We start from the raw sequence: 13,889 nt of genomic DNA on the forward strand, positions 1-13,889 counted from the left end.
GATAATATGAAAAAAATTTATATTGCAGGAATTGGAATGAGCAGGAAAACGGTAACAGCAGAAGTAATGGAAGCCGTTCTTTCCTCTGACATGATTATAGGAGCGCCACGGATGGCAGGTGAATTTTCTGATACGGGCATTCCATACGAAACCCAGTATCAACCGGAGGCTGTTGGAAAGATTGTCGACAGCAGCAGCGGCCGGACATTTACCCTTCTGGTGTCAGGAGACACAGGTTTTTACAGTGGAGCCAAAGGTCTTCTCCAGCGTTTCAGCAGCGAAGACTATGATGTGGAAGTTCTTCCCGGAATATCCTCCATGAGTTATTTCTTTGCAAAAGCAGGCATTCCATGGCAGGATGCAGTTCACATCAGCTGTCACGGGCGGAGCTGCAATGTAGTTGAATACGTGAGGCGGAATAAATATACTTTTCTGCTGACAGGAAATGACATTCAGAACATCGGCAAAACTCTTTGCCAGGCGGGTTTCGGTAATATCACAGTAAAATACGGAGAAAACCTGGGAATGGAAGGTCAGAATATTGGCCAGATTACAGCCCGGGAGCTCATGGACATGGTGGTTTCCCCTCTTACTGTTCTTCTTCTCATCAATCCCGAACCAGATGCCTCAGTGCCATCAGGAATACCTGATTCCAGTTTTATCCGCGGAAAGATCCCTATGACCAAGGCACCTGTACGATCTGTAATAATGAGCAGGCTTGCCCTGAAACCAGGTGAAAACTTCATTGATATTGGCGCCGGAACAGGCTCCGTTACAGTTGAAGGAGCCCTGGCCTGCTGGAAGGGAAAGGTCTGCGCCATTGAAAGGAATCCTGAAGGAGCAGCTCTTATCAGGAAAAACTGCAGCAAATTTCATATTGGAAATGTAGAGATCATAGAAGGATCAGCGCCGGAAGAACTGGAACAGTTTGATCATCCTGAAAAAAAAGTCATCCCTGATGCTGCATTCATCGGCGGCAGCGCCGGTAAGATGGAGGCCATTGTAGAAAGGCTTCTTGAAATAAATCCCAATATGAGAATAGTGATCAGTGCAATAGCCCTGGAAAGCGTGGCCAGTGCCATGGATGCCCTTTCTTCTAAAGCCGTGGATCCGGAAGTAATCCAGATTTCTGCTGCCTCATCCATGAAAGCCGGAAAGCTCCACATGATGAAGGCAGAAAATCCTATTTTCATCATTTCAGGAGGAGGCATAGATGAATAGCCGCATAATGATTGCCGGAACCAACTCAGGCTGCGGAAAGACTACAGTGACCACTGCCCTCCTTTCCCTTCTTTCTGAATCAGAAAAAACCAAAGGAAGGGTCAGCGCATTTAAGTGCGGACCTGATTACATCGATCCTATGTTTCACAGGAAGGTGCTGGGAGTTTCCAGCCACAACCTGGATCCCTTTTTCAGCAGCCCGGAACAGCTGAACCGTCAGATTTCAAAAGCTGAAGGGATTTCTGTTATTGAAGGAGTAATGGGATATTATGACGGAATAGGCATCAGGGGAGACTGCAGCTCCTGGTCCCTGGCCTCATCCACTAGAACACCGGTTATTCTGGTTATTAATGGACGGGGAATGTACACATCATCTGCCGCAATTATGAAGGGCTTCAAGGATCTTCGAAAAGACAGCATGATCCGTGGCGTCATCTTTAATAATGTAAACAAAATGGTATATGACGGACTTTCGCAAATTGCAGTGAATTCCGGTCTCCGGCCCCTGGGTTACCTTTCACGGGATCCAGAAATAACCATTGGAAGCCGCCATCTTGGCCTGGTTACCGCCGGGGAAATCCGGGATCTTCACACGCGGCTCCGCCGCCTGAAAGAAATTGCAGCAGAAACCCTTGATATTGAAGGAATTCTGGCACTGGCTTCAGCTGCAGAACCTCTTCCTCTGAAGCCGGAAACAAATGACCTTCAGGGCTCTTCCCGGGAAATTATAACTTCCTCAGCTGAGAAACCTGTCATCGCCGTTGCAAAGGATCAGGCCTTCAGTTTCATCTACCAGGAAACCCTGGAAGCCTTCATAAATTCCGGTGCAGAGGTCTGCTATTTCAGTCCTGTACAGGATGAACATATTCCGGCAAAGGCTTCGGCCCTTTATCTCCCCGGTGGATATCCGGAGTTGTACACTGAAGAACTTTCCACCAACAAGTCCATGCTTAAGGATATCAGGGAAAAAATTTTTTCAGGAATGCCAACAATTGCGGAATGCGGGGGATTTCTCTATCTCCACGAAACTATTGACGGTGTTTCCATGGCAGGAATTTTTCATTCATCGTCCCGTAAGACAGAAAGGCTGCAGCACTTCGGATACGTTACCCTTACAGCAAATGAGGATAACCTTCTTGTAAAAGCAGGAGGTAAATTGAGGGCTCACGAATTTCACTACTACGACAGCACAGATTATGGAAGGGGCTTTACTGCAGAGAAAGCGTCCACCGGGAGAACATACCCTTGCGTGTTTTGCAGCCATTCTATGTATGCAGGTTTTCCCCATTTATACCTTGCATCTGAACCTGAAGCTGTCAGCCGTTTCGTGAAAGCCGCAGCAGAATATTCCAATTAACTTTAAAAACATTTTAATATGCCAGTTCCATGAGGTAAAAATCATGAGTGAATTAACCAGTTTAATTTCGGAAATAGTTCCAGCAGATTTTACTGCCCGGGAGGAATGCCAGAAGCACCTGGATCACATAGCCAAACCCCTGGGATCCCTGGGACAGCTTGAAACCATCCTTTGCAGAATAGCTGGAGCGCAGGGTACTTCAGAAATCAGAACAAAGAAAAAATGCGTAATCGTTTACTGCAGCGACAATGGTGTGGTGGCACAGGGTGTTGCCCAGTCTGACCACAGTGTTACTTCCAGCATTGCCAGGTCACTGGCGGCCGGTACCTCCAGTGTATGTGTAATGGCTTCCTCCTGCGGAGCAGATACATTTCCTGTAGACGTAGGAATGATAGATAATGTTCCTCAGGTAATCCAGCACAAAACAGCCAATGGAACCAGGGATTTTACTGAAGGGCCTGCCATGACCAGGGATCAGGCCGAAAAAGCAATTCTGACAGGGATAGAAATGGCTGCAAAAAAGGCCAGAGATGGATATGAGATCATCGCCACCGGCGAGGCAGGCATTGGAAATACCAGTACTTCCAGCGCTATGGCCAGCGTCCTTCTGGGCCTTGAACCGGAAGCTGTTACCGGGAGAGGCTCCGGACTAAGCGACGCCGGCCTTGAAAGGAAGATTGCAGCAATAAAAAAAGGAATCCGGATCAATAAGCCTCAGGCCGGCGATGCCGTAGACGTGCTGGCAAAACTTGGAGGCTTTGATATTGCAGGAATGTGCGGCACCTTCCTGGGAGGTGCCCTTACTCACACTCCGGTGATAATTGACGGTGTGATTTCCTCCGTTGCAGCCCTCTGCGCCTGCCGGATCTGCCCGGATGTTATTGGCTATATGATACCATCCCACAAAAGTGCAGAGCCTGCCGCCATAAAAATAATGGAAGAGCTGGGATTAACTGCTGTCCTTGACTGCGGCATGCGCCTGGGTGAAGGAAGCGGTGCCGTAACACTTTTTCCCGTAATAGATATGGCTGCTGCAGTATATAACAAGGCTGCAGTTTTTGAAGATATTAACGTTGAACAGTACAGGAGGCTTTCGTGATTATTCTCATTTCCGGACCTAACAACAGCGGGAAAAGTGCTTTTGCAGAAGAGCTGATTACCGGAGTTAAAGTCCAAAAAAAATATGATGGGAATCTGATCTATATCGCAACCATGATATGCAGAAATGAAGAAAACGAAGGCAGAATTATTAAACACAAACTACGGCGGAAAGATATGGGCTTCAGAGATATAGAAGAACCCTTCGATCTGGATAATGTACACACAGATCCTGGAGACCGGGTCCTCCTTGAGGACTTGTCCAACCTCCTTTCTAACCGGATTTTCGACAAAGGCGGAAGCCGTCAGGAAGTGCTGGAACAGCTCTGCCGCCTGGAAGGCAGATGTGACAGGCTTTTTATCGTAACCATCAGCGGCCTTGATTCTGAGAAATACCACGGAGAAACTGCCTCATACATCAATGATCTTAATTATTTGAATAATACCCTCAGCTCTATGGCCCAGGTACACATTGAAATGAAGGACCACAGCCCCCGCTGCCTGAAAGGATCACTCAACCATGTCTATTAAATCATTGCTAATGGCTATTTCAACATACAGCGCTGTGCCCGTCCCACAGTTTGAATGGAAGGAAGAAAACTGGAAATATGCTATCTGCTGGTTTCCCTGCGTAGGGATCATCACTGGCGGAATAACCTTTCTCTGGATCTGGATTGCCCGGATCTCCTCCATGTCCATGTTTCTTTTTGCTTCTGTTGCAGTATGTATCCCCCTTCTTGTAACTGGGGGAATTCACATGGACGGATACATGGATACTGTAGATGCCCTTTCATCCCACCAATCTGTGGAGAAAAAACTGGAAATACTGAAAGACCCAAACGCAGGAGCTTTTGCGGTAATCTACTGTGGAATTTACCTTCTCCTTTCACTGGGGTTGTTCTATCAGCTGGGCCCGGTTAAAACTGCATATATAATTTGTCCTGGTTATGTTTACTCCAGGACCTTATCGGCTTTCTGCGCCGTCACAATTAAGAACGCAAGAGGCTCAGGAATGCTGAGCTCATTTACAGAAGGCCTGGACAAGAAGAAGGCCCTTACGGGAATAATTGTTTTCTGTGCTCTTTCCGCAGCAGCCATGGCCTTCGCTGGAGGCCCTGAAGCTCTTATACCTATAATCGCCGGTTTAATGGTAATGCTCTGGTACAGAAGCTTTACCATGAGAAAATTCGGGGGATGCACTGGAGATACTGCCGGCTTCTTTCTTCAGATCTGCGAACTGGCCATCCTTGCAAGCCTTACAATTGGAGAAATTTTAATATGAACAGAATACTTCTGATCCGCCATGGATCCACTCCAGGCAACATGCAGAAAAGATATATTGGCATAACGGATGAGGCATTGTCTCCAGAAGGCATGGCCCAGATTCGTGAACTTTCATCAGAATTAATGTCCGAACAAAACTATCAAAACAAACAAATGGACAGGATTATTGTCAGCCCCTTGAAAAGAGCTGTACAATCGGCAGAAATTCTTTTTCCAGAAAGGCTTCTGATTACCGAAGATTCTCTGAGAGAAACGAATTTCGGAATATTTGAAGGCAAAAACGCCCGGGAAATTTCAGAGGATCCCTTACTTCAGGAAAAATACTCTGCCTGGCTGGATTCTATGTGCCAGTCCCCTGTTCCCGGTGGTGACAGCATAGAACAATTCAAAGAAGCGACTTGCAGAGCCTTTCTAGGCCAGGTCAGCTACCTTGAGGAAGGAGAATCCGCTGCATTCGTAATACACGGAGGCAGCATTATGGCCATCATGGAACGGTTTGGTTTCCCCCACCATGATTATTACTACTATCACGTTGATAACGGGAAATTCATAGAATGTCTCTGGGACGGCACCACCCTGGAAATCACAGGAGGTGCCCTTTGTTCATGATATACCAGACCGGAGCCCTGTTAACCGGATACATACTGGATCTCATCATAGGAGATCCCCATGGCTGGCCTCATATGGTAATCGGTTTCGGCCGGGTTATTTCTTTTATGGAAAAAAGATTGTACCCTTTTGAGAACAAGAGGGCTGGAGGAACCCTTCTGTGGATTGCTGTTGTTCTCATATGCGCTGGAATACCCGGACTTATCCTGGCTGGAGCCTGGAAAATTTCGCCCTGGTTATACTATGCAATCAGTTCAATTGTGTGCTGGCAGCTTCTGGCAGTAAAGAGCCTTCGAGTAGAAAGCTTTAAAGTCTACAAGGAACTAAAAAACGGAACCCTTGAAAGCTCCCGTCAGGCCATCCACATGATAGTTGGCAGAGACCCAGAAGCCCTGGACAGAACAGGAATCATAAAGGCAGCCGTGGAAACTGTAGCAGAAAACACCTCTGACGGTGTAGCCTCTCCACTTTTCTTCATGACCATAGGCGGAGCAACCGGCGCCTGTCTCTACAAAGCAGTAAATACCATGGACTCCATGATAGGATACAAAAATGAAAGATATAAGGATTTCGGCAGGACCGCTGCCCGCATGGACGACCTGTTTAACTTTCTTCCATCGAGGCTTTGCGCTCTGACCATGATCCTCTCATCTTTCATATGCCGGCTGGATTACAAAAATGCATACAGAATCTGGAAACGGGACCGCAAAAAACACGCCAGCCCCAATGCAGGACAAACCGAGGCTGTAATGGCCGGCGCTCTGGACGTCCAGCTGGCAGGAAATGGAGTTTATGGTGGCAGAACCATTAAGAAACCACATATTGGAGACAACATACGCCCGGTTACTGCCGAAGACATCATTACATCCCACAGGCTGCTGAACACCACATCCTTCATTATGACAGCAGCTTCAGTGGCAATGAGATCCGCATTTATATATTTCTTAATCTATATGTAACTTATAACTAAACGAGGAATCAGAACATGAACAAATATGAACACGGCGGTGATATATATGAAATTCCAGGGGTAGCAAGGGATTTCTCCATCAGCTGCAACCCCCTTGGAATGCCTGATGCCGTTGCCCGGGCTTTAAAGTCAAACACCAGGCTCTTTTCCATGTATCCTGATCCCAGGTGCAGGAAACTGAGAACCGCTATCTCTGACTATCTGAGTGTCCCGGAAGAAATGATTCTCTGCGGCAACGGCTCAGCCGACCTGATCAACAGAATCTGTGCCTGCTTCAGACCATCAAGGGCCCTTGTTACAGCACCTTCATTTTCCGATTACGAGAGATGCGTTGAGGTATTCGGAGGCAAAGTAACAGAATATCCCCTTTACCCTGAAGAAGGATTCAATGTATCATCATCCATTCTTGATTATATTGATGATTCCATGGACATGGTCTTCCTGTGCACCCCAAACAACCCTACTGGACAGCTTATTGACAGCCAGCTTCTCTATTCAATTGCTAAGCGCTGTGAAGAAACAGATACTATCTTCGTTCTGGACGAATGCTTTCTGCCCTTTACTGGAGAGAAGTCAATGGCTCATTATTCTTCAGCCTTCCCTCACATGCTGATTCTAAGGGCTTTTACCAAGATATACTCCATGGCGGGCATCAGGCTTGGGCACCTTATAGGAAGTGAGTCTCTCATAAAAAAAATCGCTCCTTTCGGTGCTGAATGGAGCGTATCCGCCCCCGCCCAGGTCTGCGGCACAGAAGCCCTTAACCTTGAGCCGGAATGGTCCCGGAGAACAAGAGAATATGTTTCCCATGAGAAAAAATTCATGACAGAGAAGCTCACTGAAGCGGGCCTCAGGGTCTTCCCTCCTGCCGCCAACTTTATTCTTGCAGAAAGCCCTGTATCTCTTGCCAATCCTCTCCTGGAATACGGCTTGATGGTAAGAGACTGCTCCAATTTCTCCGGTCTGGATGAACACTATATCCGGATTGGCCTTCTGGACCATGAATCTAACCGGGAACTTGCTGAGGCTATTAAGGAGATTTTAGATGGCAGATAGAATAAATAAAGATAGAGCAAAGGCTATAATGATACAGGGCACCATGTCCAATGCAGGAAAAAGCCTGCTCTGTACAGGTTTGTGCAGAATTTTCAAACAAGATGGCTTCAAGGTGGCTCCCTTCAAAAGCCAGAACATGGCACTGAACTCTGCCATTACCAGCGATGGCCTAGAAATGGGAAGAGCCCAGTACGTCCAGGCGGAAGCCGCCGGCATCGAGCCCAGCGTCCTGATGAATCCCATTCTCCTGAAGCCAGTTACCAGCATGGGTTCCCAGCTTATAGTCCGGGGCGAAGTTAGAGGCAATTATCAGGCTGCAGAATACTTCAGAATGAAGCACCAGCTCATTCCGGAGATCCAGTCTGCCTATGATGACCTGGCAGCAGAAAACGACATCATAGTAATCGAAGGTGCCGGCAGTCCTGCTGAGATAAACCTGAGCAAGGGAGATTTCGCCAACATGGGAATGGCAAAGATGGCAGGAGCTCCGGTGATACTGGCCGGGGACATAGACAGAGGCGGCGTATTCGCTCAGCTCTATGGAACAGTGAAACTCCTTCCTGAAGATGAACAGAATATAATCAAAGCTCTTGTTATCAACAAGTTCAGAGGAGATGTAAGCCTTCTAGGGAACGGACTGGAAATGATAAGTGATCTGACGGGAAAACCAGTTGCCGGAGTAATACCCATGATGGATGTGGACATTGACGACGAAGACAGCCTCTCCTCAAGACTTACTAGACAAAGTAAACCGGCACTAATAGACGTGGCCGTGATCCGCCTCCCTAAGATATCCAATTTTACTGATCTGGCGCCACTGGAGGCAACTGACGGAATCAGGGTCAGATACATAACATCTCCAGGTGAGATGGACCATCCTGATCTGATTGTAATACCAGGCACAAAAAGCACCATTGCTGATCTTAAATGGATGAGATCTTCAGGCATAGAAGCTGTAATCAAAAAGCTCAGCAGTTCAGGTACTCCGGTTATTGGGATATGCGGAGGCTATCAGATGCTAGGTAAAAAAATAACTGACCATGAAGGCGCAGAAGGCGGCGGAAGTATCCGTGGAATGGAACTCCTTCCTGTAGTTACGGAATTCCAGCATGAAAAACACCGAACCAGAACTTCAGGAAATTTTCTTGAGGTTTCAGGAATATTCTCCTCCCTTACAGGTCAGCCCCTGACTGGATATGAAATTCACATGGGCCGGACAATCCTGCAAGGCAATGGAGTCCCTCTCATAAAACTGGAAAACGGCCAGCTCATGGGCTGTCAGAATGGAAATGTATACGGTTCCTATCTCCACGGATTCTTCGACTCGGCAGAATGCCGCCGGGAAATTCTGGATGAATTAGGAAAGAATAAAGGCATTGATTTTTCCCCTGAATCATTCAATTGGTCTGAATACAAGGACCAGCAGTACAACAAACTGGCAGCAGCCCTGAGAGCCAGCCTTGACATGGATATGATATACAAAATAATCGAGAAAGGTATCTGATCATAAATGGAAAATAAAAACCACATTGAACTTGAGAACGTTCTTCCTGCAGACATTGAAGCCAGGAGCTTTGAGATCATCAGGTCGGAACTGCCCCATCCGGTGCCGGAGGACCTGGCGCCAGTGATTATAAGGGCCATTCACACTTCGGCTGATTTCGAATATGCCGATTCACTGTGTTTCAGCAAAGGTGTTATGGATATTGCCAGAAATGCTCTGAAGAATGGGGCAACAATCGTTACCGACACCAACATGGCTCTGGCAGGAATAAACAGGGGCGCCCTTGAGAAGCTTGGCTGCAGGAAAATATGTTTCATGGCAGATCCTGAAGTGGCCGCTGCAGCTAAGGAAAATGGATTCACCAGAGCCGCCGCTTCCGTGGACAAGGCCGCATCCATCAATGGCCCTTTGATCTACGCTGTGGGAAACGCCCCTACTGCCCTGGTCCGCCTCTATGAGAAAATCAGCAGCGGTGAGATGAAACCGGATCTGATCATAGGAGTTCCAGTAGGCTTCGTAAATGTGGTTCAGGCAAAAGAGCTTATTATGACCGCCGGTGTTCCATATATTGTTGCCCGGGGAAGAAAAGGCGGCAGCAATGTGGCGGCGGCCATCGTAAACGCATTGATGTATTCAATAACGAGGAAGTAACTATGGCTGACTATTCATTTTTCTCAAACAAAGACTGCCAGTATTTTCCCTGTCATAACAACGTGGACCCGGAGAATTTCAACTGTCTGTTCTGCTACTGCCCACTCTACGCCCTGGGGAGCAAGTGCGGCGGTAATTTTTACTATACGGAAAAAGGCATAAAGAGCTGCGAAAGATGCGGCATCCCCCACTCATCAAAGGGCTACAGTTACATTCTTTCAAAGTTCCCGGAGATTAAGGAGCTGGCTGAGAAAAACAGATAGAAATCAGCCGATAAGCCCCTGGTCCATCATCTTCGCCAGCTCTTTGGCATAATATGTAATGTAAATCCCGGCTCCTGCCCTGTAAGCGCCTACGGCCATCTCGCCGATGATCTTCTCCTCATCTATCCAGCCGTTGCTGGCAGCTGCCTTTACCATGGCATATTCTCCGCTGACGCTGTACGTAGCAATTGGAATATCAGTAGCCTGAGCCACTGACTTTACCAGGTCCAGATATGCCATTGCCGGCTTTACAATCAGCATGTCCGCTCCCTCATCCACATCGCTGAGTGCCTCCTTCATTGCCTCACGAGGATTGTGGAAGTCCATCTGATAGGCCTTTCTGTCTCCGAAAGACGGAGCGGAATCTGCAGCATCTCTGAAGGGACCGTAAAATGAAGAAGCGAATTTTACCGCATAGGACATAATTGGAATGTTCTTGAAACCGTTTTCATCCAGCTTGTTCCTGATGGCCAGAACTCTTCCGTCCATCATGTCGGATGGAGCCACCACATCAGCTCCGGCCCGGACCTGGCTTAAAGCGATTTGTGACAGATATTCCAAGGTCTTATCGTTGTCCACATGGTGGCCGCAAAGAATTCCGCAGTGGCCGTGAGAAGTATACTCACACATGCATACATCTGCTATGGCGATCATGTCAGGGAAAAGCCTCTTTGTCTCTCTGAGGGCCTTCTGGACTACGCCATCTTCCGCATAGGCCTGGCTTCCTACTTCATCCTTGTGCTCAGGTATGCCGAACATCAGAATATTGTTAACCCCTGCATTCTGAAGGTCTTCCAGTGCATATGGAAGCTGATCCACGCTGTACCTGTACTGCCCTGGCATAGACGGGATTTCCTCTTTAATATTCTTTCCGTCAATGGCAAAAATCGGATAAACCAGTGAACTCTTGTCCATTCTGGTCTCCCTCACCATTCTCCTCATGGCATCACTTGATCTCAGTCTCCTCGGTCTCTTTAATAGTTCCACTTTGTACCCTCTTTCTTCATATTACAAACAAGTTCTAACAGACTATCCATAGTGGCCTCTTCAGCCACAAAAGTCTCCATGCCGTACCGGGCAGCCTCTGCCTCCGTCTGTTTTCCGATGCAAGCTGCCTTCACCTTTGAATAATCAAGGCCTTCAGTTGCCTGAACAAAACCTCTCACAGTAGAAGCGCTGGTGAACACGGCGCAGTCAATTTCTCCTCTGGAAAAAAGCTCTTTCTCATCTACTATTCCAGGGCGTGCCGGTACCGTATCATAAGTCGGAATATCTTCAACTAACCCGCCAGCTTTTTCCAGGTAACGAACCAATGCTTGATTCCCTGCTGAGGCCCTTGGTATCAGTATTCTGTCCCCATCACGGACAAGCTGAGCCAGCTCTCTTCCAAGAGTCTCGCCGTCAAACCTGGATGGTACCATATCAGGATAGATGCCGATTTTTCTCAGCTCTCTTTCTGTCCCTTTTCCAATAGCAGCTATGCGGACTGAAGCAAAAGAACGCACGTCGATTTTGAGACGGTCCATGTTCTGCCTGAGGATTTTGACTCCTGTGGGACTTGTGAGTACCAGCCACTGGTACTGGCCTATGTTCAAAAGTGCTTTTTCCAGCATTTCATCAGGTTCCCTTGGAACAGTCTGGATAGACGGCAGCTCCAGAACCTCTGCCCCTGCTATTCTCAGCTTTTCTGCCATACGGGATATCATTCCTGCAGGCCTGGTCAGTACCACCTTCCATCCTCCCAGGGGAAGATTCTCATACCACTGGAACCTGTCTGCCAGCTCACAGACCCGGCCAACGACGATTATGGCTGGAGTTTCAATGCCTTTTCTCTCCACTTCACCGGCCAGTGTGGACACTGTAGCTACTATCCTCTTCTGCCCTGCCGTAGTTCCCTTCTGCAAAATGGCAGCCGGCATATCCGGATCCATTCCTCCTGCCAGCAGTCCGCTGCAAATATCTTTAAGAGCATGGACTCCCATTAGAAAGACCAGTGTCCCCTTCGTTTTCACCAGTGCCTGAAAATTTATGTCATATTCCTCTCCGGCTTTCTTGTGGCCGGTAATTATGTGGAGCGATGAAGTATAATCTCTGTGGGTCACAGGAATTCCATTGTATGCCGGAACCGCAAGAGGCGAGGTTACTCCTGGAACTACTTCGTAAGGAATATTATTTTCAGCCAGCAGCTCCAGCTCTTCTCCTCCCCTTCCGAAAAGGAAGGGATCGCCGCCTTTAAGCCTTACAACTTTTTTCCCTTCCTGAGCGAGAGACAGAAGCAGCTGGTTTATCTTATCCTGAGCCATAGTGTGGTTGCTGGCTCTTTTTCCAACATTGATGAGCTGAGCCTCCTGAGGTAGGGTTGACAGAATACTGTCTCCCACCAGGCTGTCGTAAACCACCACATCAGCTTCTTCCAGGACCTTACGGCCTTTAATTGTCATCAGAAGGCTGTCGCCGGGACCTGCACCAACAAGCCATACTTTTCCTGATTTCATCAGATATATCTTCCTTTCATTCTCTTTGCCAAAGTTATTCCCAGGCTTTCTGCCCCTTCTGCATCACCGTCCATGCTGTCCTTGTGCCACTGGCCTGTAGGTTCGTGGTAATAGAGACCAGTCAGGTGAATATTTCTGCCATCTGTCTGACCGTAAGCTGCAACAGGAGATGTGCAGCCTCCGTCCAGATAACGGACAAAAGCCCTTTCAGCCAGGGAGCATATGTGGGAATCCTTGTCATCAAACTGCTGGAGATATGAATAATCTTCGTCACTTCTTCCCTGAACAACCAGAACTCCCTGGCCTGCTGCCGGGAGGATCTCGTCGGTACTGAAGTACCTGCTGATTCTGTTTTCAAGTCCAAGTCTCTTCAGACCTGCAGCAGCAAGAACGAGGCCGCTGAATTCACCGCTGTCCAGCTTCTCCAGTCTGGTGAGCACATTGCCGCGGACGCTTTTAAATTCGTAACCAGGAAACAGATCTCTCAGCTGGAGCTTTCTTCTCAAGCTGGAGGATCCGATAGGCCGGGTTTTGTCCAGTTCCCTTACTCCCTTTGGCAGAACCAGCACATCTCTTGGATCTTCCCTCTTTGAGAAGGCCACAACAGGCAAGTTCTCCGGTATGATCATCGGCATATCCTTTAGACTATGAACAGAAAGATCTGTTCGTCCGTCCAGAAGAGCCTGATCCAGTTCTCTGACGAACAACCCCTTGCCGCCAATCTTATCAAGAGTCTTGTTCAGTATTCTGTCACCAGTAGTAGTCAGACCAACAATTTCAGCCTCCATCCCGCAATCATTCAGATATTTCCGGACAATCTCTGTCTGTATCATTGCCAGCCGGCTTTCCCTGCTGCCTATTCTTATTTTCATATTATTTCTGTCTGCCATGGCAATCCTGCTTGTTTTCATGCTGGTATTCTTCGTCCAGCATTTCCTCTATTCTGATTCTAAGTTCCTTCACTCCGGAGTGATCCACTCCGCTGCCGTTTATTCCTATTACCGTCTGGTTTTTATCTATTACAGCAGGAAAATAGAAATCACAGAGCTGGTGGTTGCTGGCAGCGTTAACAAGGATGTTTCGCTCCCTGCAGTGATTTACAATTTTCTGGTCCGTATCCGGATCTCCTGTTGCTGCAAAAACCACATCTGCATCTTCAAGATATGAAGGATCATAGGAATCTCTGATCCAATTTATCTGATTTTTCCTGCTCATTTCATCAAGGATTTCTGTAGCACGGGGTGATATCAGATAAATATTATTAGTAAATTTACTCATAACGCCTATTCTTCTGGTGGCGATTTTTCCTCCGCCGAAAAAAAGGATTTTTTTACGGCCCAGGTCTACGAACAGCGGGAAATAACTGGAATGCTCCATGTTT

The 13,889-nt window shown here is 47.7% G+C and carries 15 protein-coding genes; 11 read left to right on the top strand and 4 right to left on the bottom strand.

All coding sequences use genetic code 11. The annotated features are described in order from the left end of the window. Positions 1-6: 6 nt before the first annotated feature. The 11 genes from cbiT to FYJ66_RS06165 are packed head-to-tail and all read left to right on the top strand — an operon-like array spanning position 7 to position 10,013. Positions 7-1,221: a precorrin-6Y C5,15-methyltransferase (decarboxylating) subunit CbiT gene (gene cbiT / locus FYJ66_RS06115; RefSeq protein WP_154572627.1), complete on the top strand. Its 1,215-nt coding sequence runs from the start codon at positions 7-9 to the stop codon at positions 1,219-1,221. Next, the gene (locus FYJ66_RS06120) at positions 1,214-2,578 is read left to right on the top strand and encodes a cobyrinate a,c-diamide synthase (RefSeq protein WP_154572628.1); all 1,365 of its coding nucleotides are present in this window, start codon (positions 1,214-1,216) and stop codon (positions 2,576-2,578) included. The genes cbiT and FYJ66_RS06120 overlap by 8 nt, the downstream gene beginning before the upstream one ends. 43 nt (positions 2,579-2,621) lie before the next feature. After that, positions 2,622-3,677 (top strand): nicotinate-nucleotide--dimethylbenzimidazole phosphoribosyltransferase, encoded by a 1,056-nt coding sequence (gene cobT, locus FYJ66_RS06125; RefSeq protein ID WP_154572629.1) that lies wholly within the window; start codon positions 2,622-2,624, stop codon positions 3,675-3,677. Next, positions 3,674-4,207 (top strand): bifunctional adenosylcobinamide kinase/adenosylcobinamide-phosphate guanylyltransferase, encoded by a 534-nt coding sequence (locus FYJ66_RS06130; RefSeq protein ID WP_154572630.1) that lies wholly within the window; start codon positions 3,674-3,676, stop codon positions 4,205-4,207. Before cobT ends, FYJ66_RS06130 begins: the two co-directional genes overlap by 4 nt. Beyond that, a complete protein-coding gene (locus FYJ66_RS06135; RefSeq protein WP_154572631.1) occupies positions 4,197-4,958 on the top strand; it encodes an adenosylcobinamide-GDP ribazoletransferase in 762 nt (253 codons plus the stop codon). The genes FYJ66_RS06130 and FYJ66_RS06135 overlap by 11 nt, the downstream gene beginning before the upstream one ends. Then, positions 4,955-5,569 carry a histidine phosphatase family protein gene (locus FYJ66_RS06140; protein ID WP_206157010.1) on the top strand — a complete coding sequence of 205 codons (615 nt, stop codon included), beginning with the start codon at positions 4,955-4,957 and terminating at the stop codon, positions 5,567-5,569. The genes FYJ66_RS06135 and FYJ66_RS06140 overlap by 4 nt, the downstream gene beginning before the upstream one ends. After that, positions 5,566-6,528, top strand: a complete 963-nt coding sequence (gene cbiB, locus FYJ66_RS06145; RefSeq protein ID WP_154572633.1) for an adenosylcobinamide-phosphate synthase CbiB — start codon at positions 5,566-5,568, stop codon at positions 6,526-6,528. Before FYJ66_RS06140 ends, cbiB begins: the two co-directional genes overlap by 4 nt. Positions 6,529-6,554: 26 nt before the next feature. Next, positions 6,555-7,595, top strand: coding sequence for a pyridoxal phosphate-dependent aminotransferase (locus FYJ66_RS06150; RefSeq protein ID WP_154572634.1), 1,041 nt, complete (start codon positions 6,555-6,557; stop codon positions 7,593-7,595). Beyond that, complete coding sequence (locus FYJ66_RS06155; RefSeq protein WP_154572635.1) at positions 7,585-9,099, top strand: cobyric acid synthase; 1,515 nt, start codon at positions 7,585-7,587, stop codon at positions 9,097-9,099. The genes FYJ66_RS06150 and FYJ66_RS06155 overlap by 11 nt, the downstream gene beginning before the upstream one ends. A 6-nt stretch (positions 9,100-9,105) precedes the next feature. Then, positions 9,106-9,750, top strand: coding sequence for a precorrin-8X methylmutase (locus FYJ66_RS06160; protein WP_154572636.1), 645 nt, complete (start codon positions 9,106-9,108; stop codon positions 9,748-9,750). A gap of 2 nt (positions 9,751-9,752) precedes the next feature. Then, complete coding sequence (locus tag FYJ66_RS06165) at positions 9,753-10,013, top strand: cysteine-rich small domain-containing protein (RefSeq protein ID WP_154572637.1); 261 nt, start codon at positions 9,753-9,755, stop codon at positions 10,011-10,013. A gap of 3 nt (positions 10,014-10,016) precedes the next feature. On the opposite strand, the gene hemB is transcribed toward FYJ66_RS06165, so the two are convergent. The 4 genes from hemB to FYJ66_RS06185 are packed head-to-tail and all read right to left on the bottom strand — an operon-like array spanning position 10,017 to position 13,885. After that, entirely contained in the window at positions 10,017-11,000 is a 984-nt protein-coding gene (gene hemB / locus FYJ66_RS06170; protein WP_338071162.1) for a porphobilinogen synthase, read from the bottom strand. Further along, positions 10,988-12,508: a uroporphyrinogen-III C-methyltransferase gene (gene cobA, locus FYJ66_RS06175; protein WP_154572638.1), complete on the bottom strand. Its 1,521-nt coding sequence runs from the start codon at positions 12,506-12,508 to the stop codon at positions 10,988-10,990. The genes hemB and cobA overlap by 13 nt, the downstream gene beginning before the upstream one ends. Beyond that, on the bottom strand, positions 12,508-13,398 hold the full coding sequence (gene hemC, locus FYJ66_RS06180) for a hydroxymethylbilane synthase (protein ID WP_235897372.1): 891 nt from the start codon (positions 13,396-13,398) through the stop codon (positions 12,508-12,510). Before hemC ends, cobA begins: the two co-directional genes overlap by 1 nt. Then, positions 13,382-13,885 carry a precorrin-2 dehydrogenase/sirohydrochlorin ferrochelatase family protein gene (locus tag FYJ66_RS06185; RefSeq protein WP_154572639.1) on the bottom strand — a complete coding sequence of 168 codons (504 nt, stop codon included), beginning with the start codon at positions 13,883-13,885 and terminating at the stop codon, positions 13,382-13,384. The genes hemC and FYJ66_RS06185 overlap by 17 nt, the downstream gene beginning before the upstream one ends. Positions 13,886-13,889 lie beyond the last annotated feature (4 nt).

The organism is Allobaileyella intestinalis (assembly GCF_009695865.1).
Classification (GTDB): domain Bacteria; phylum Bacillota; class Clostridia; order Peptostreptococcales; family Anaerovoracaceae; genus Allobaileyella; species Allobaileyella intestinalis.